The following is a 17,275-nucleotide window of genomic DNA, read 5'->3' on the forward strand; positions in this document are numbered from 1 at the left end:
GCGCGCTCGTCGCCGCCACCCCGCCCGCCCGACACCTACCCTGGAGCCATGGTCAGAGAGTTCAGCGCCGGCGTCCGCACCCTGTTCCGCGGCTTCGGTGTGTGGCGCACGCGCCCGGGGCTCATGGCGCTCGGGCTGATCCCCGCGGTGATCGCCGTGATCGTGCTGGCCGCCGTCATCATCCCGCTCATCATCGGGATGCCGTCGATCTCGTCCTGGCTGACGCCGTTCGCCGACCAGTGGGACGAGCCCTGGCGCGGTCTGCTGCGCACGGCCGTCGGTCTCGTGGTGGTCGCGGCCGCCCTGGCCCTGGCCAGCTCGGTGTTCAGCGCCCTCACCCTCACGATCGGCGACCCGTTCTACCAGCGCATCTGGCACGCGGTCGAGGTCGACCTCGGCCACCCGCCCGCGACGGACGGCGGCGGGTTCTGGACCACCGTCGGCGAGGGCCTGCGGCTGGTGGTCCTCGGCATCCTGATCGCGCTGCTCGTGCTGGTGCTCGGCCTGATCCCGGCAGTCGGCGGCGTCCTGGCCCCGGTGATGGGCGTGATCCTGACCGGACGGCTGCTGGCGCGCGAGCTGACCGGGCGCGCGTTCGATGCGCGTGAGCTCAGCCCGTCCGACCGCGCTGTCCTGTTCTCCGGCAGCAGGGCGCGCGTGCTGGGCTTCGGCGTCGCGACGCAGCTGTGCTTCCTGATCCCCGGCGGCGCGATCGCGGTGATGCCCGCTGCGGTCGCCGGGAGCACGATGCTCGCCCGCGACATGATGACCCGCCGGCCCCTGCCCGCGGCGACCGCCCCGTCCGACGCCGCCGCTCCGCCCGCCGTAACGCCGCCCTCACCGGACGGGAGGCGCTGATGCCCGAGGGCGATACCGTCTTCCGCACCGCACGGCGTCTCGACGAGGCACTGGCGGGTGCCGAGGTCACGCGCTTCGACCTGCGCGTGCCCCGCTTCGCGACGGTCGACCTGACCGGACAGCGCGTGCACGCGGCGGTGCCGCGCGGCAAGCATCTGCTGCTGCGCATCGGTGACAGCACGCTGCATTCCCATCTGCGCATGGACGGCGCCTGGTTCGTGTACCGCGCGGGCGAGCGGTGGCGGCACCCGGCCTTCAAGGTGCGCGCGATCGTGGGCACCGCCGAGCGTGAGGCCGTGGGCGTGGACATCGCGGAGGTCGAGGTCGTCCCCACCCGCGACGAGGGCGAGCTGGTGGGCTACCTCGGACCGGACCCGCTCGCCGCGGACTGGGATGCGGCCGAGGCCGTGCGACGACTCGGCGCCGACACCCGCAGCATCCACGTGGCGCTGCTCGACCAGCGAAACGTGGCCGGGTTCGGGAACGAGTACGCCGCGGAACTCCTGTTCCTGCGCGGAATCCTCCCGACGACGCCGACGGCGGACGTCGACGTGGCCGCGCTGCTCGACCTGGGTGTGCGCACCATCCGCGCCAACCGCGACCGCCGCCACCGCACCTTCACCGGCATCGATCGGCCAGGCCAGGGCACGTGGGTGTACGGGCGTGCCGGGCGTCCGTGCCGCCGCTGCGGCACCCTCATCAGACGGGGCGAGCAGGGCGCCGATCCGACCCGCGAGCGCATCACGTTCTGGTGCCCGCGCTGCCAGCGCTGAGCCGCATCCATCCGAGGGAATGAAAACCCCCCTCCCGTGGTTGTTGATATATCCGGAGAACTCCGGAACACGGGAGGAATCGTGGGCAAGAACTACGTCGACATCGAGAACGACCACGGGGCGACGCTGCGCTACCGCAAGCACGCCAACGGTCGGGGTCTCGTCGCGCACGGCGCGAAGGTGCACCCCAAGGCACACATCGAAGCGGGCGCCTACATCGAACCCGGCGCGCGCGTCGGGGCGGGAGCCATCATCGCGCGCGGTGCGTGGATCGACGAAGACGCCGTGATCGGCGAGGGCGCGTACATCGACGCCCACGCGCACGTGGGACCGGGGGCGGCGGTGGGCGACCACGCGCACGTCGGCGTCCGCACCGACATCGGCCCCGGAGCCCGCATCGTGCCCGGCGCCCGGATCGGCGACGACGAGACGGTCGCCGCCGGCCTCACGGTCGCCACGGATCAGAAGGGCCTCTGGCTGGCCGCCTGACCACGACTCGGGCAGGGTCGGGCCGCACCGGGCATCACCGTCCGACGGCCGATCAGTCGCCGTCGGCGGAGGATCGCCGCCCCGTCATCACGAGGTCGAACGTGCTGCTGTTCGTGCCCAGATAGTTCACGTGGACGGAGGCGGCCACGACGTTCTCTCCGTCGTGCAGCAGGCCCCGCGGCACGGTGAACGTCACGGGGTCGTCCGTGGCGTTGTCGGTCGAACGGCCGAGGTCCGCGAACGTCTCACTCGTCGGCTTCTTCGACGCGAGGTGCGAGGTGCCGATCAGGGTGCCGTTGACCCAGACCGCGACGCCGTCATCCGCCCTCGTGCTCACCGTCACGGTCGACAGCTCCTCGACGTCCTTCAGCTCCACCGTCTGCCGGAACAGCATCGCCCGCGCGCGGTTCTCCGGCGGCGGACCGAGGTCGATCGGCGTCTGCACGCCCTTGCCCCACCCGAGCGGGGCCGCACCCGTCTGCCAGTCCTCGTCGTCGAATGTCGCGCTCTTCCACCCGCGCGGCCACGCGCCGAGCTCGTTCCACACCTTCCAGTCCGACCCGCCGCGCAGCAGCACCCGGTCGTCCGTCGGGGTGAGGTCGAGCGGGAGCGTGAAGCGGCCGTCGTCGTCCTTCTCGTACTGCTGCAGCGTGGGCGAGTACGTGTGGGCGTCGACCGTGCCCGCGGCCGGGTCGACGGTGTAGTAGCGCAGCCACCCGTCGCCGCCGTTGGCGCGGCCCTGGTAGTTCGACAGGATCTGCGGCACGGGGCGCCCGCACGCGTTGAGGTCGCTGCGCCGCGCCTCGCCCGCGTCGCCCACCGCCCAGTGCCCGTTGACCACCATCGCGATGGAGCAGTTCTGCGAGATGAAGTCCCGCCACAGGTCGACCTCGGTCACCGGGGTCACATCGGTGCGCTCGGTGGCCGTCGACCGCGCGCCGCCCGTGGTGATGAGGCCGTGGACCGCGAGGATCACCGTCCGGTCGGGGTGGGCGTCGATCACCCGCTGCGCCCACTCCAGCGCATACTCGGGGGTCTCGTACTCGAGGCTGAGCAGCAGCAGCTTCGTGTCGCCCACGGTCAGGAGGCTGTAGTTGTCCTTGTTCTGGCGGTCGATGCCGTCCCGGCCGAACTGGTCCTGGCCGAGGTACCCGCCGTACGACACGGTCGCGCTGTTCCAGGTCGCGTCGGCGTAGCGGCTCGGCGGGAAGTACTCGTCGTACGTGCTCGACTCGCCCGTCGTCACGTCGAGGTCGTGGTTGCCCGGCAGCACGGAGCTGGGCACCCCCGCGTCGTCGAGGATCGCCATCGCGCGGCTCGCGCGCTCCCACTGGTGCACGTCGGGCCAGGAGTCGACGAGGTCGCCCACCTGGATCACGAACTTCGTGTTGAGCTGCTCACGGGTGTCGACGATCCACTGCGTCTGCGCGTTCAGGCTCTGCGCGAGCTCATCAGAGACGGTGTACTTCTGCGTGTCGGGCAGCACCACGATCGTGAAGGGCTCCGGGCGCTCGCGCTCGTCGTTCTCGGCGCTCGTGATCGCCGCCGGGGAGGCCAGCACGAGTCCCCCGAGCACGGCGAGCACCCCGCCGAGCACCCGCACACCGCGGCTCCTGCGCATTGCAGAGCGCATCTCCCCACCCCCGTTCGCCGCCGATCCCCTCGATCGACCGCCCGCCCTCTCCGTCCCACAGCGGAGGTGCATCCAGGGTCACAGGTCGGACGCCGAATGCACAACGGGCAGTATGACAGGGCCGCCCCTGATCAGAGCAGTCGGCGCTCCGAGGCCCACGCGGTGAGCTCGTGCCGCGACGACAGCTGCAACTTGCGCAGTACCGACGACACGTGGGTCTCGACCGTCTTGATGGAGATGAACAGCGCGGCGGCCACCTCCTTGTAGGCGTAGCCGCGGGCGATCAGCCGCATGACCTCCTGCTCGCGCGCCGACAGCCGATCGAGCTCGTCGGTCGCGGTGGCCGTCTCTCCGGCGACCGCCCCGAACGCGTCGAGCACGAACCCGGCGAGACGCGGCGAGAACACCGCGTCGCCCTCCGCCACCGCGTGCACGGCCGCGCTCACCTCGCCGCCCGACGAGCCCTTCGTGATGTACCCCCGGGCCCCGGCACGGATCACCCGCACCACATCGGCGGCGGCATCCGACACGCTCAGCGCGAGGAACCGGGCGCTGGACGGCTGGGACCCGCGGATCACCGACTCTCCCCCGGTCGCGTCGTCGCCCGCACCACCGGGAAGGTGCACGTCGAGCAGCACCACGTCGGGCTGCGTCTCGGCGATCACCGCGATGGCCGACGGCACGTCCGCCGCCTCGCCCACCACGGTCACGCTCGCGTCGAGGTCGGCGCGCAGCCCTGAGCGGAAGATCGAGTGGTCGTCGACGATCACGACGCGGATGCTGTCAGCCACGGGTCTCCTGTCCGAGCGGGGTCCGGTCCTGCGCGGGAACCGCCGGCAGGGTGAGGTGCACCTCGGTGCCGCCGTCGTCGCTGCGCACCGCGCCCGACCCGCCCGCCCTGCGCATGCGGCCGATGATCGACTGGCGCACGCCCAGGCGGTCGCCCGGCACGTCGTCGAGGTGGAAGCCGCTGCCGCGGTCGCGCACGTACACGTCGACACCCCGCGCGCTGCCCTCGATGTACACCGCGACCTCGCCGCCCGCGTGCCGTGCCGCGTTCAGCATCGCCTCGCGGGCGGCCGCCGCCAGCTCGCCGCTCGCCCGCTCCGCGGACAGCCCAGCCGACACCACCTCGATACGCACCGGGTGGTCGAGCTCGAGCGCGGCGGCGTAGTCGCGCAGGTCGGTGGACAGGTCGCTGTCGGCCGGGGCGTCGCCGTCGTACAGCCAGGCGCGCAGCTCGCGCTCCTGCGCGCGGGCGAGCCGGGCCGCCTCGCTCGATGCGCCGGCGCGGTTCTGGATGAGCGCGAGCGTCTGCAGCACGGAGTCGTGCAGGTGCGCCGCCATCACGCTGCGCTGCTCCTCCCTGATGCGCCGGATGCGCTCGCCCGCCAGCTCGCGCCACCGCGGGATCAGGGCCGACGCGACCACCGCGATCAGCCCGCCGAGCGGCAGCAGCGCCAGGGCCACACCGGAGCGGGCGATGGGCCACGACAGGAGCAACAGCGAGACGAGCCCGAGGAGCAGCACGGCGAGGATGCGCACCCACACGGTGTGCCGCGGGCCGCGAGCCGTGTCGGTGCGGTCGATCAGCGTGGCCCAGAGTCCGGCGGCGGTCGCCGCGATGGCGGTGCCGCCGACGACGACGGCGGCGAGCGCGGGCGGGATCGAGCCGTCGAGCACCTCGCTCCCACCCCGCCACACCACGATCACGAGGGCGCCCACTGCGGCCGGGGCGAGCAGCAGCCAGGCCACGGGCACGCGGCGGGTGGGCGCGACTTCTCCTTCCGCCCACGGCATGAAGGCCCAGCACCACGCATACAGCAGCACGCCGGCGCCGCCGCACAGCGTGAGCGCGAGGAACAGCGCCCTGACCATCCACACGCGTACGCCCAGGTGGCGCGCGAGCCCGGCGCTCACCCCGGCGACCAGGCAGTCGCGGTCGCGCGTCAGGGGCGGGCGCGTCGACACGGGGACGCGACCGGCGGGCGCGGGGCGGGACGCCGAGGACATACCGTCATCCAATCATCCGTCGCGCCGTCCGGGGGCTTCCCTGGCGCGGAACCAGGGTCCGCTCAGGGGTTCCCCCGATGGTCGGCCGGCCGCGGCGGACGGCAGGATCGAAGCATGACGATTCCGACCGCTCCCCCGCCGCCCGCCGATCCCGACACCCCGGTCGACGGCGCCGCGCCCTCCGGACGCACCGCTCCCCGCGGCGCCGAGCGCTTCCTGCTGTGGGTCGCCGGTCTCGGGGTCGCGCGCTCCGACGGATGGCTCGGCGGCGTCGCGGCCGGCATCGCCGCACGGCTGCGCATCGACCCGCTGATCGTGCGCGGGGTGCTCGTGGTGGCCGCGCTGTTCGGACTGCCGGTGATCTTCCTCTACGCCGTCGCCTGGGCGCTGCTGCCCGACACCGACGGCCGTGTGCACCTGCGCGACCTGCTGGAGCGCCGGTACGAGCCGGTGCAGCTCGGCATCCTCGCGATGGCGATCGTCGGCCTCCTGCCCACCGCACCGCTCACCGGGCGGCTGTTCGGGCTGGGCTACGAGAGCTGGTCGGCGCTGTCCCTCTTCAGCTGGATCGTGGGCCTGGTGCTCGCGGCCGGCCTGCTCTTCCTGATCGTGCGCGCTGCGAGCCGCACCCCGGGCGCTTCCGCGCCGGACCTGCCGATGGCTTCCGCAGGTCAGGCGGCCCCGGGCGCGTCCGCCCCCCTCGCGGGTTCGGGTCCCGCCGAGGGGGCGGACGCCACCTCCGTCCCGCCGTCGCCGCTCGACTCCGCGGCGGTGACCCCCGCGCACACCGTGCCGCTCGCCGACACCGGCCTCCTCCCGCCCGCCCCTCCCGCGCCGCTGCCGCCCGGAGCGAACGACCCCGCCGCGCTGGAGGCGTGGCGCGCGCAGCACGCGGCCTGGAAGGAGCAGGACCAGGCGTGGCGGCGCCAGCAGCAGGACGCGGAGCGTGCCGCCAGGGATCAGCTGCGCCGGGAGCGCCAGGCCGAGGCCGCGGTGTTCGCCGCGGAGGCCGCCGAGCGACGACGCGTGCGCCGGACGTCGAACCCGCGTGCCGGTTTCGCCGCGGTGATGGCCGCGCTCGGACTCGCGATCGTGGTCGGTGCGGGCGTGGGGCTCGCGGTGGGCGAGGGCCTGGGCGGAGCGCTCGGGCTGCTGTCGGCCGCGCTCGTGCTCGCGGTGTCGATGATCGTCGCCGGGGCACTCCGGCGCCGCAGCGGCTTCCTCGCGTTCGCGACCATCGCGACGCTCGTCGGCGGCCTCGTCGCCGGCGGCTTCGCGGCGGTGCCCGGCGCCACGCTGGGGTACGCATCGATCTCGAACAACCAGCCGGCGCAGGTGCGTCAGCCGTTCGGCGACCTGTACGTGCAGCTGCACGCGCACGACGACGGACCGCGGCCCATGCTGATCGACAAGGGCTCCGGTCGCACCGAGATCTTCGTGGACGAGGGAGTGCGTCTGGCGCTGCGCGGCACGGTCGGCGACGACGTCGAGGTGAGCTGGATCCGCGTCGACCCCGAGGCCGGCCGCATCACCGACAGCGGCACCTGGCCCCTCACGCGCGACGACGGCACCTGGACCGTGTCGGAGGACATCACGTCCGGCTCCGGTTCGCCGTCCACCGTGCAACCCGTCACCATCCACCAGACCAGCGGCGTCATCGCCATCACGGTCCAGGAATCACCGGAGGACGACCGATGAGCACCGACACGATCACCGCCCCGCGCACCCGCTGGGCCGCCATCATCTGGGGCGTGGTGCTGGCCGCGATCGCCGGAGCAGCCCTGTGGGTGCTCGCCGACGACGACCGCCGCGCCGCCCTCGCCGACGGAGTGGGCACCCTCACACCCGCCACCATCCTCACCGTGGTGCTGCTGAGCGCCGGTGCCCTGCTGCTGGTGGGCGGAGCCGCCGGGCTCGTGCGGCGGGCCCAGCGGCGGCGGACCGAGGGCGTCGCTGCCGCCCCCACGGCGGCCGAGGCTCCGGTCGCGCACACCGCCGAGTAGCCTGGACGGCATGGCGCACCAGGGACGACGACCCGCGAAGGGTTCCGGCAAGGGCACGCCCCCGCGCCGGAACCGGGCCGTCCCCGGTGCGCGTCCGCGCCCCGGGGCGTCGAAGAAGGCCCCGGCGCCCGCGACACGCAAGGTCGTGTTCGACGCCGCACCCGCCGCGGCGGAGGAGCCGCGCACGTTCCGGCTGGGCGCGGTGCCGGGGGCCACTCCCGGCACCTGGATCGACCGGTGGAAGCAGCGCCTCCCCGACGTGCCGCTCGAGCTCGTCCCGATCGAGGTGGCCGCGCAGCGCTCGGCTCTCGACGACCTCGACGCGGCCCTCGTCCGCCTTCCGCTCGACGACGCGTCGCTGCACGTGATCCCGCTGTACGACGAGGTGCCCGTGGTCGTGGCCGCCGCGGACTCCCACCTGATGGCCGCGGACGAGCTCACCCCCCGCGACCTGGACGGCGAGGTGCTCATCGCGCTCAGCGACGACGTGTGGGGCGGCCTCGCGCTCCCCGGGACGACGGCCGCGCGGTTCGCGCCCCTCGCCACGTCCGACGCGATCGCCACCGCGGCCTCGGGCGTGGGCGTGGTGATCGTGCCGATGTCGCTCGCGCGCGTGCATCACCGCAAGGACGCCGACCACCGCGTGCTGGCGGGCGGCCCCGTCTCGACCGTCGCGCTGGCCTGGCGCCGCGACCGCACGACGCCCGACGTCGAGGCGTTCGTCGGGATCGTGCGCGGACGCACCGCGAACTCGTCCCGCTGAGCGCGTCGGCGCGGTCCCGGCCCCTCGTTAGAATCTCCTGATGGCCTCGCTCCTCTATGTCTGCGTGCGTCCCGAGGTCGGGGCGGCCGACGCCGAGCACGCCTCCTTCCGCCGAGCGCTCGGCGTGGACGTGGTCGACCGGCTCGACCTCCTGCATGAGCCGCTCAGCCCCGCGCACCTGGAGCGCTACCGGGGCATCGTGATCGGGGGGTCGCCGTTCAACGTGAGCGACCGCGTGAAGAGCCCGACGCAGCAGCGCGTGGAGGCCGATCTGGAGACGATCGCGCACGCCGCGGCCGCGGCCACCGTGGCGGCGTTCTTCACGTGCTTCAGCATCGGTGTGCTCACACGGATGCAGGGCGGCGAGGTGGTCACGAGCATGCCGGAGCCGGCGAGCGCGACCGTGATCCGCACGACGGCGGAGGGCGACGCCGACCCCGTGTTCGGGCCGAGCGGGCCCGCGCTCACGGTGTTCACCGCGCACAAGGAGAGCGCCGCGGCCGTGCCTCCGGGCGCGGTGCTGCTCGCCACGAACGACGCCTGCCCCGTGCAGGCCTACCGGGTGGGGTCGCACCTGTACGCGGCGCAGTTCCACCCGGAGCCCACGCCGCGCGACTTCGCCGACCGGATGACGTTCTACCGCACCACGGGCTACTTCGACCCCGAGCGGTTCGACGCCGTGCAGCGGGAGGTGCTCGCGGCGTCGGTCACCGAGGGGGCCGCGCTGCTGCGGCGCTTCGCGGAGACCTTCGCCTGAGCCGTCACCGCGCCCTCACGCGGTGGCGCCACCGCGCAGCAGCTCGATCCGCTCGCGGAGATACGACTCCAGGGGCATGAAGCCGCCCGCGGTGCTCCACCGCACCGACGGCACCCCGTCGACGAGGGCGAGCGGGCCCGAGGAGCCGCCCGCGTCCACCCCGGCGACGTCGATCACGCTCCAGCCCACGTGCACCACCTCGCCCTCCCGGAAGCCACCGCGCAGAGCCTCCGCTCGGCGCTCGGCGCGCGCCCGTGCCGACTCGGCCGTGTAGCCGCGGCGTCCGGGGTCGGCCGCCCGCAGCACCTCGGCGGTGGCGAGGGCGTGCGTGTCGGTGAGCAGCAGCACGCCCAGATGCCAGGCGTCCCCCACGCGCACGATGCGGCGACCCCGCCAGCGCGACTCCCGTTCCTCGCCGAGCCCCTCGCGCGGCACCCCGGCGAGCGCGGCCACCGCGTCGGTCAGCAGGGCGGAGGCGGAGGTCACAGCTCCCCCTGCCTGGTGCGGTCGGCGAGGGCGGGCCCGACCACCGGAGCGCGGTCGCCGCGGAGGGTCATGCCGATCAGCGGGTACAGCAGCACGGACAGCATGCCGGCACCGACGAGCGCCGCGGCCGTGCCCGTGTCGAGCATGTCCTGATCCACGCCGATGCCGGTGACGGCCACGATGATGGGCAGACCGGTCGCGGCGAGCAGGCCCAGGGCGGTGCGGTCGCGCAGGCCCGCTCCCGTCGGCGCGGACAGTTGTGCGGCCGACCCGCGGAACACCAGCAGCGCGACCAGGAACACCGGCACCAGCGCCAGTGCCGTCGGCGACGACCGCAGCGCGTCGAGGTCGAACGTGACGCCGGTGTAGAGGAAGAAGATCGGCACGAGGAAGCCGAACGCGATCGCCTCGATCTTGCTCTCGACCTCCTCGGCGTCCTTCTTCGGGGCCCGCGCCATGATGATCCGCCAGATCGCGCCGGCGACGAACGCCCCCAGCAGCATGTCGAGGTCGAGCATCACGCTGAGTCCGACCAGGGCGGCGATCAGCAGGATCACGAACCGCACCCCGAACTGGTCGGAGGTGTGCAGCGTCGCCCGCACGATGCCGTGCAGTCGCCCGTGCGGCATGCGGTGGGCGATCAGGACGGCGAGTCCGGCGAGCACCACGAAGGTCAGCAGGACCGCGGTCGCCAGGGGCGTGGTCCGGGTGCTGAGGAACAGGGAGATCGCGATCAGCGGCAGGAACTCCCCGACCGCCCCGATCGTGGTGATCGCCCGGCCGAACGGGGTGTCCAGCTCCCGCGCATCGCGGAGGATCGGCATGAGGGTGCCGAGGGCGGTGGAGCTGAGGGCGATACCGATGACGACCATGCCCTCCCCCGGCGCGAAGAAGAACCCGAGCCCGATCCCGAGCAGCACGCTGAGCAGCCACCCGAGCGACGCCCGGGCGAGCGGTTTCCCGGCGACCGTGCGGAAGTCGATCTCGGAGCCGGCGACGAAGAACAGCACGGCCAGGCCGAAGTCGCTCAGCTTCTCCAGCAGCGGACCCGGCTCGACCCAGCCGAGCACGGCGGGGCCGACGAGGATCCCCAGCACGAGCTCGAACACGATGATCGGCACGCGCACGAGCGGCCGGACGCCCCGGGCGAGCAGAGGGGCGGCGACCGCCAGCAGGGGGATCAGCACCAGGCCGACGTCGCTCGCGTCCACGGTCTCAGGGTAGCGACGCCCCCGGCGATTCGCTCCCCGCCCGCGCGACACGGCAGAATCGAGGCACACCCTGGAGGAGCCCCCATGAGCCAGCCCGATACCGCCCGCCTGCTGATCGCCTGCGACGACCAGCCCGGCATCGTCGCCGCGGTCGCCGGTGTACTCGCGCGGCACGGTGCGAACATCATCTCGCTCGACCAGCACTCCACCGACTCCGAGGGCGGACGCTTCTTCCAGCGCACCGTCATCCACCTCCCCGGTCTGGCCGCCGCGCGCCCCGCGCTCGAGGCCGACATCGCCGACGTCGCGGAGCGCTTCGGCATGGAGTGGTCGCTGCACGACGTGTCCCGGCGCAAGCGCGTCGCGATCTTCGTGTCGAAGTACGACCACTGCCTCATGGAGCTGCTGTGGCGCACGCAGCGCGGGCAGCTCGACATCGACATCACCATGGTCGTGTCGAACCATCCCGACCTCGCCGAGGCCGTGCGCTCGTTCGGCGTGCCGTTCGTGCACATCCCCTCGGGCGACAAGCAGGCCATGGAGGAGCGACAGCTCGAGCTGCTGCAGGGCAACGTCGACCTGGTCGTGCTCGCCCGCTACATGCAGATCCTCACGGACGACTTCATCACGCGCCTCGAAGCCCCCGTCATCAACATCCACCACTCGTTCCTGCCCGCGTTCATCGGCGCCAACCCGTATGCCAGGGCCAAGGAGCGCGGCGTGAAGCTGATCGGGGCGACCGCGCACTACGCCACGGCCGACCTCGACGAGGGGCCGATCATCGAGCAGGACGTCACGCGGGTGACGCACTCCGAGTCCGCCGCCGAACTGCAGAGCCGCGGCGCCGACGTCGAGCGCCTCGTGCTCGCCCGGGCCGTGCAGTGGCACGCCGAGGACCGCGTGATCGTGCACGGCCGCTCGACCGTCATCCTCTGACCCGCTTCACTCCCCCGGGAGGCCGGCGAGCACGTCGACGGCGAGACCGTGGGACGCCGCCGCCAGGCGCTTGTCGTTCGTCCACAGTTCGGTGCATCCGGACAGCTGTGCCGCCGCCAGATGCAGGGCGTCCGGGGTCTTGATCCCGAAGTCGGCACGCAGCTCCGCTGCACGGACGAACACGGGCGCGTCGAGATCGACCGTCTCGATGTGCTCGAACATCGCGAGGTAGCGGTCGCGAAGCTCCGCGTTGCGCTCGCGGAGCGGACGCACGAGGCACTCCTGGAGTGCGAGGGCGCTGGAGGCCACGGCGATGTCGACCTTCGCCAGTGCGCGTCGCACCGCCGCGCCCGACGTGCCCCGGTCCTCCAATGCGTAGATCAGGATGCACGAGTCGAGATAGATCACTCCCAGGCGTCCCGGTTCTCTCGGATCTGGCTGTCGAGTTCGCTGGTCGGGCGGGACAGTCGATCGGGCAGCGGGTCGCGCTCGATCCACTCGACGAGGACGCGTCCGCTGAGCACCACGTCGACCGGCCCGATCGGCACGATACGTGCCACGGGAGTCCCCCGCTTGGTGATCACGACGTCTTCTCCGGCCTGCGACTCGGCGATCAGCCGGGAGAGGTTGTTCCGGGCGTCGAGCACGCTCTGAGTGGACATGACGCCATCATAGCCATCTTCCTAGCCATTTCGCCTCACGCCGCCGGGAGGCCGGCGGCGAGCTCGGCGAACACGTCGGCGGCGGTGGTGCCGCGGGCGAGCGGAGCCGCCTGACCCAGCCACAGCGACTGCAGCTCGCCGAGGTTCTGCTCCCCGGCCGCCGTGCGGAAGCGCCCCGTGAGCCAGTTCTGCATCGGGAAGGGGGCGATGGTGCCGCTCGCCTCGATCGCCCGCACGGCGCGGTTGCGGGCGCCGCGCGCGAGCCGTCCGCTCATCGCCCGGGTCAAAACGGTGTCGTCCGCGGCGGTCGCGCGGATCGCATCCCGGTGCGCCGCGGTCGCCGCGGACTCGTCCGTGGCGAGGAAGGCCGTCCCCACCTGCACGCCGGCGGCACCGAGGGCGAGGGCGGCCGCGACGCCGCGGCGGTCCGCGATGCCGCCCGCCGCCATCACCGGCACCCCGACCGCGTCCACCACCTGCGGCACGAGCGCGAACGTCCCCACCAGGGACTCCTCGGCCGGACGCAGGAACGACACCCGGTGTCCGGCGGCCTCCGCTCCGGTCGCCACCACCGCATCCACACCGGCCTCGGCGAGCGCGACGGCCTCCGCCACCGTCGTGGCCGTGCCGACGATCCGGATGCCCCGGTCGTGAGCCTCCGCGACGACCTCGGGCGACGGCACGCCGAACACCACGCTGAGCACCGCCGGGGCGACCTCCCAGATCGCGTCGAGCTGCTCGTCGAGCGGCGGGACGTAGCGCTCCGGCCGCGTCGGCACGGCGACCCCCACGGCCTCGTAGAACGGCTGGAGCGCCTGGGCGAAGACCGTGTGCTGCGGGTTGGGCTCGACCTCGTCGCCGGTCGGCAACCAGATGTTCAGGGCGAACGGCCGGTCGGTCGCGGCGCGCAGCTCGGACCCGGTCGCCCGGATACGGTCGCCGTCGTAGCCATAGAGGCCGAACGACCCCAGGCCCCCGGCGTTGCTCACGGCCGCGGTGAGCGCGACGGACGACAGCCCGCCGAAGGGACCGAGGACGATCGGGTGCGTGATGCCGAACAGGGTGCGCAGGTCGCTCATGCTTCGACGTTACGCCCGCGGCGGACGGCCGCGGGCGGGACGACGCCCCCTGCTAGCCTCGGTGGCAGAGAGCGGGGTGTGCACATGCGGCAGTGGATCGGGCAGATGCTCGGCATCGTCGCGGCCGCGCTCGGGCTCGTCGCTCTTCCCGATGCCACCGCGCTCGGGCTCGCCGTGGCCCTCCTCGCGGTCACCGCGCTGACCCTCGCCGTCGTGCTGAGCGTGCGTCAGCGACCGGAGGCCGACGCCCCGCATCCCCTCCGCGCCATCGACGTCGGCACTCTGCTGCCGCAGAGCGACCCGGATGCCGCGGGGCATCCGCGTCCGCGGGCGCCGGGAGTCGCGATCGCCGCGTAGCCCGTTCCGACGGGAGCGCGCGGCCTTCGCCGACCCTTCCCGACCTCACGAACGGACACTCCCGTGGACATCTTCGCCTTCCCTCCCATCGCCGCGCTCCTGAACGCGGCCTACACGGCCCTGACCGGCCTCTCCACCGCCCTCGAGCCCCTCGCCGGCCCGTCCGCCGCGGCCCTCGCCGTGGTGCTCGTCACGCTCCTGGTGCGTGCCCTCCTCATCCCCGTCGGCATCTCGCAGGCGAGGGCCGAGCAGACCAGGGCGCGCCTCGCTCCCCGGCTGCGCGAACTGCAGCGTCGGCACAAGAAGAACCCCGAGCGGCTGCAGAAGGAGATGATGGAGCTCTACCGCTCCGAGAACACCTCGCCGTTCGCCGGGATGCTCCCCGTGCTGGCCCAGGCCCCGGTCGTCGGGCTGCTCTACACGCTGTTCCTGCGACCCGAGATCGCCGGACACCCGAACGACCTGCTGGCCCACGACCTGTTCGGCGCCCCGTTGGGCACGAGCCTGGTCTCCGCGCTGTTCGGCGGCACCGCGACCCCGGCGACGTTCGCGGTGTTCGGGGTGCTGCTGGCGGTGATGATCGCGGTCGCCGAGGTCACCCGGCGCGTGTTCCGCCCCGCGCCCGTCGAGGGCGACGACTCGCCGCTCAGCTCGCCCGGGGTGCTGCGGGCGATGTCGGCGCTGCACTACCTCACAGCCGTGTTCGCGGCGTTCGTCCCGCTCGCGGCCGCGCTCTATCTCACGGTCACGGTCGTGTGGACGCTCGTGCAGCGCGTGGTGCTCCGCCGGCGGTTCCCCCTGCCGGAGCCCGCCGCCGCCCGCGCGTGACCTCGGGGTCAGTCGGGCAGCGGGATCGGGGCGGTGAAGGGGCCGGACGGCTCCTCACCTCTCCGGTCCCGGCGCACGCCGAGGGTCGTCCCCACGCTCGCGGCGATCACGAGCGCGACGGCCAGCAGCCGCAGCACCGTCGCGTCCTGCCCCAGGAGGAGCCATCCGGCGAGGGTCGCGAACGCGGGCTCCAGGCTCAGGAGCACCCCGAACACCCGCTGCGGCAGGCGACGCAGCGCCGCCAGCTCGAAGCTGTACGGGATGACCGACGACAGCACGGCCGTCACCGCGGCCAGCAGCAGCAGCGACGGGTCGGCGGCGACCGTCGCGGCCGCGGGCACCCCCACGGGGATCAGCAGCACCGCCGCCACGACGAGCCCCATCGCGAGCCCGCTGCTGCCGGGGATGAGGGCTCCGACGCGGGCGCTCATCCGGATGTACATCACCCAGAAGCCGGCCGCGATCAGGATGAACACCACGCCGAGCGGGTCGAGGGGCTCCGCGCCGATCAGGCCGTCGATGCCGAGCAGCGCCATGCCGAGCAGGGCCACCGCGACCCAGACGGCATCGGCGAGCCGCCGGGTGAGCACGGCCGCGAGCACGAGCGGGCCGAGGAACTCGATCGCCACGGCCGGCCCGAGCGGGATGCGGTCGATGGCGGCGTAGAAGAAGCCGTTCATCGCGGCGAGCGACACCCCGAAGAGCACGGCCGCGAGCCACTGCTGCCGCGTCCACCCCCGCACCCTCGGGCGCACGAGCACGACCAGCAGCACCGCAGCGATCGCGACCCGCAGCGAGGTCACGCCCCAGGGGCCGAGGACGGGGAAAAGCTGCGCGGCGACGGCGGCCCCGAACGGCAGCGAGAGACACGAGCCGATGACGAGCGCGACCCCCACGAGGGTGCCGGATGCCGCGGGTTTCTGCACCATACGAGCTTAGGCGGCGGGAGCCCGTCACCCCGCCGCCCACGCAGCTCGATGGGGCCTCAGAGGGCCTTGCCCCCGGTCACCGCGACGACCGTGCCCGAGACGTACGACGACTCCTCCGACGCGAGGAACACGTAGGCGCCGGCGAGTTCGGCCGGCTGTCCGGCGCGTCCGAGCGGGGTGTCCTGCCCGAAGGTCTCCAGGCGCTCGGGACCCCACCCGGTAGCGGGGATCAGCGGCGTCCAGATCGGCCCGGGCGCCACAGCGTTCACGCGGATGCCGCGCGGGCCCGCCTCCTCGGCGAGCGCCTTCACGAACGCGACCTGCGCGGCCTTCGTCATGGCGTAGTCGATCAGTCCCGGTGAGGGCTGCGCCGACTGCACCGACGAGGTGACGATGATGCTGGCGCCGGGCTCCAGGTCGGGGAAGGCGGCGCGCGCGGAGAAGATCAGCCCGGCCAGGTTCGTGTCGAACACGCGGCGCATCTTCTCGGTGTCGAGGTTCTCGAAGCCGTCGATGTCGTGCTGGTAGGCGGCGTTCAGCACCAGCACGTCGAGGCCGCCGAACTCGGTCCGCGCCCGATGCACCGCCTCCGTCGCGAACGCCTCGTCCCGCACGTCGCCGGGGATGCTGACGCCGGTGCGTCCGGCCTCGCGCACGAGGGCCAGCGTGTCCTCCGCGTCGTCCTGCTCCTCGGGCATGTGCACGATCGCGACGTCGGCACCCTCCCTGGCAAAGGCGATCGCGACCGCACGGCCGATGCCGGAGTCACCGCCGGTGATGAGCGCGCGTCGCCCCTCGAGCCGTCCGTGGCCCACGTACGAGGACTCGCCGTGGTCGGGTTCGGGCGTGGTGCGCTCGGTGAGGCCGGGCTGGTCCTGGCTCTGCGCCGGGAAGCCCTCCTCGCGGTGCGCGTGCCGGGGGTCGGTGAGGCCGCTGTCGCGGGTGGTGTCGGTCATGTCCGCTCCTCCTGTGTCGAGTGGCTGTCGTGTCGTGCTCGGATCGAGCATCATGGCAACCGCCGACCGGGGGGCAGGGGGTTGACACCTCAGAGCGGCGGTGTGACCGGGGTGTCGCCGCCCGGCTGGTCGCCCGCCTCCGCGGGCTCCGGCACCAGGTACAGGCCGCTGGGGGCGTTGGCGGTGAAGGCGAGCGCCTCGATCCACGCCCGGTTGATCGAGGGCTGCCGGCTGCCGAAGTACTTGAACACGAGCGAGCTGCCCGGCTGGATCCACACCGTGGTGCGCCCGCCGCCCACGCTCGCGTCCTCGCGCCAGCTGAACGGGAACGGCTCCCCCCGGCGCAGCTTCGCCGTGATCACGAGCTGCAGGTGCGTGAGGGCGCGATCCTCGATCTCGCTCTTCACGCTGCCTTCGTAGATGAACTTGCCCATCGGGTGATGCTCCTCGGTCGATCCGGTTCCCGCCCGGCCACCGCCGGGATCATGCCCTGGGGGTAGCGTAAGCCCTCGCCCCGGGCGGGCCGCAACTCCGCGGGTCGA

General features: G+C 73.3%; 21 protein-coding genes. 10 read left to right on the forward strand and 11 right to left on the reverse strand.

Annotation, left to right across the window (positions count from 1 at the left end):
* The first annotated feature begins 48 nt into the window (after positions 1-48).
* The 3 genes from KV394_RS01540 to KV394_RS01550 all read left to right on the forward strand — a co-directional run bounded on the left by KV394_RS01540 (position 49) and on the right by KV394_RS01550 (position 2,120).
* Positions 49-858, forward strand: coding sequence for an EI24 domain-containing protein (locus KV394_RS01540; protein ID WP_247982110.1), 810 nt, complete (start codon positions 49-51; stop codon positions 856-858).
* Positions 858-1,631: a DNA-formamidopyrimidine glycosylase family protein gene (locus KV394_RS01545; protein ID WP_136033144.1), complete on the forward strand. Its 774-nt coding sequence runs from the start codon at positions 858-860 to the stop codon at positions 1,629-1,631. The genes KV394_RS01540 and KV394_RS01545 overlap by 1 nt, the downstream gene beginning before the upstream one ends.
* A gap of 81 nt (positions 1,632-1,712) precedes the next feature.
* On the forward strand, positions 1,713-2,120 hold the full coding sequence (locus KV394_RS01550; RefSeq protein WP_136033147.1) for a DapH/DapD/GlmU-related protein: 408 nt from the start codon (positions 1,713-1,715) through the stop codon (positions 2,118-2,120).
* 52 nt (positions 2,121-2,172) lie between these two features.
* On the opposite strand, the gene KV394_RS01555 is transcribed toward KV394_RS01550, so the two are convergent.
* The 3 genes from KV394_RS01555 to KV394_RS01565 form a co-directional block, all read right to left on the reverse strand.
* The gene (locus KV394_RS01555) at positions 2,173-3,741 is read right to left on the reverse strand and encodes a metallophosphoesterase (protein ID WP_247982111.1); all 1,569 of its coding nucleotides are present in this window, start codon (positions 3,739-3,741) and stop codon (positions 2,173-2,175) included.
* A 143-nt stretch (positions 3,742-3,884) separates the two neighbouring features.
* Complete coding sequence (locus tag KV394_RS01560; RefSeq protein WP_247982112.1) at positions 3,885-4,544, reverse strand: LuxR C-terminal-related transcriptional regulator; 660 nt, start codon at positions 4,542-4,544, stop codon at positions 3,885-3,887.
* Positions 4,537-5,766, reverse strand: a complete 1,230-nt coding sequence (locus KV394_RS01565; RefSeq protein WP_247982113.1) for an ATP-binding protein — start codon at positions 5,764-5,766, stop codon at positions 4,537-4,539. The genes KV394_RS01560 and KV394_RS01565 overlap by 8 nt, the downstream gene beginning before the upstream one ends.
* Positions 5,767-5,880: 114 nt before the next feature.
* Between KV394_RS01565 and KV394_RS01570 the strand changes: the two genes are divergently transcribed.
* The 4 genes from KV394_RS01570 to KV394_RS01585 are packed head-to-tail and all read left to right on the forward strand — an operon-like array spanning position 5,881 to position 9,289.
* Entirely contained in the window at positions 5,881-7,464 is a 1,584-nt protein-coding gene (locus KV394_RS01570; RefSeq protein ID WP_247982114.1) for a PspC domain-containing protein, read from the forward strand.
* Positions 7,461-7,769: a hypothetical protein gene (locus tag KV394_RS01575; RefSeq protein ID WP_247982115.1), complete on the forward strand. Its 309-nt coding sequence runs from the start codon at positions 7,461-7,463 to the stop codon at positions 7,767-7,769. Before KV394_RS01570 ends, KV394_RS01575 begins: the two co-directional genes overlap by 4 nt.
* Positions 7,770-7,779: 10 nt before the next feature.
* On the forward strand, positions 7,780-8,532 hold the full coding sequence (locus KV394_RS01580) for a LysR family substrate-binding domain-containing protein (RefSeq protein WP_247982116.1): 753 nt from the start codon (positions 7,780-7,782) through the stop codon (positions 8,530-8,532).
* Between the two features lie 40 nt (positions 8,533-8,572).
* Positions 8,573-9,289: a glutamine amidotransferase-related protein gene (locus tag KV394_RS01585; protein WP_247982117.1), complete on the forward strand. Its 717-nt coding sequence runs from the start codon at positions 8,573-8,575 to the stop codon at positions 9,287-9,289.
* Positions 9,290-9,304: 15 nt separating this feature from the next.
* Here the strand turns inward: KV394_RS01585 and KV394_RS01590 are convergent, their stop codons facing one another.
* Together KV394_RS01590 and KV394_RS01595 are read right to left on the reverse strand one after the other, a co-directional pair.
* A complete protein-coding gene (locus KV394_RS01590) occupies positions 9,305-9,775 on the reverse strand; it encodes a glutaminase (RefSeq protein WP_136033161.1) in 471 nt (156 codons plus the stop codon).
* Positions 9,772-10,986 (reverse strand): cation:proton antiporter, encoded by a 1,215-nt coding sequence (locus tag KV394_RS01595; RefSeq protein WP_247982118.1) that lies wholly within the window; start codon positions 10,984-10,986, stop codon positions 9,772-9,774. Before KV394_RS01595 ends, KV394_RS01590 begins: the two co-directional genes overlap by 4 nt.
* An 84-nt stretch (positions 10,987-11,070) precedes the next feature.
* Here KV394_RS01595 and purU point away from each other — a divergent pair, with 84 nt between their 5' ends.
* Positions 11,071-11,922, forward strand: a complete 852-nt coding sequence (gene purU / locus KV394_RS01600; protein WP_136037330.1) for a formyltetrahydrofolate deformylase — start codon at positions 11,071-11,073, stop codon at positions 11,920-11,922.
* A 6-nt stretch (positions 11,923-11,928) separates the two neighbouring features.
* On the opposite strand, the gene KV394_RS01605 is transcribed toward purU, so the two are convergent.
* From KV394_RS01605 to KV394_RS01615, 3 genes are read right to left on the reverse strand one after another with little or no spacing between them, the layout of a single operon-like run.
* On the reverse strand, positions 11,929-12,330 hold the full coding sequence (locus tag KV394_RS01605; protein ID WP_247982119.1) for a type II toxin-antitoxin system VapC family toxin: 402 nt from the start codon (positions 12,328-12,330) through the stop codon (positions 11,929-11,931).
* Positions 12,327-12,584 (reverse strand): type II toxin-antitoxin system Phd/YefM family antitoxin, encoded by a 258-nt coding sequence (locus tag KV394_RS01610; RefSeq protein ID WP_247982120.1) that lies wholly within the window; start codon positions 12,582-12,584, stop codon positions 12,327-12,329. Before KV394_RS01610 ends, KV394_RS01605 begins: the two co-directional genes overlap by 4 nt.
* Positions 12,585-12,619: 35 nt before the next feature.
* Positions 12,620-13,663, reverse strand: coding sequence for an NAD(P)H-dependent flavin oxidoreductase (locus tag KV394_RS01615; protein WP_247982121.1), 1,044 nt, complete (start codon positions 13,661-13,663; stop codon positions 12,620-12,622).
* Positions 13,664-13,747: 84 nt separating this feature from the next.
* Between KV394_RS01615 and KV394_RS01620 the strand changes: the two genes are divergently transcribed.
* Positions 13,748-14,020: a DUF6412 domain-containing protein gene (locus tag KV394_RS01620; RefSeq protein ID WP_136035560.1), complete on the forward strand. Its 273-nt coding sequence runs from the start codon at positions 13,748-13,750 to the stop codon at positions 14,018-14,020.
* Between the two features lie 63 nt (positions 14,021-14,083).
* On the forward strand, positions 14,084-14,848 hold the full coding sequence (locus tag KV394_RS01625) for a YidC/Oxa1 family membrane protein insertase (RefSeq protein ID WP_247982122.1): 765 nt from the start codon (positions 14,084-14,086) through the stop codon (positions 14,846-14,848).
* Between the two features lie 8 nt (positions 14,849-14,856).
* On the opposite strand, the gene KV394_RS01630 is transcribed toward KV394_RS01625, so the two are convergent.
* The 3 genes from KV394_RS01630 to KV394_RS01640 form a co-directional block, all read right to left on the reverse strand.
* Complete coding sequence (locus KV394_RS01630; RefSeq protein ID WP_240744623.1) at positions 14,857-15,777, reverse strand: EamA family transporter; 921 nt, start codon at positions 15,775-15,777, stop codon at positions 14,857-14,859.
* Between the two features lie 56 nt (positions 15,778-15,833).
* A complete protein-coding gene (locus tag KV394_RS01635; protein ID WP_247982123.1) occupies positions 15,834-16,733 on the reverse strand; it encodes an SDR family oxidoreductase in 900 nt (299 codons plus the stop codon).
* An 89-nt stretch (positions 16,734-16,822) separates the two neighbouring features.
* On the reverse strand, positions 16,823-17,167 hold the full coding sequence (locus KV394_RS01640; protein ID WP_136045591.1) for a DUF7882 family protein: 345 nt from the start codon (positions 17,165-17,167) through the stop codon (positions 16,823-16,825).
* Between the last annotated feature and the right edge of the window lie 108 nt (positions 17,168-17,275).

The sequence above is a fragment of the Microbacterium sufflavum genome (assembly GCF_023101165.1).
GTDB lineage: Bacteria > Actinomycetota > Actinomycetes > Actinomycetales > Microbacteriaceae > Microbacterium > Microbacterium sufflavum.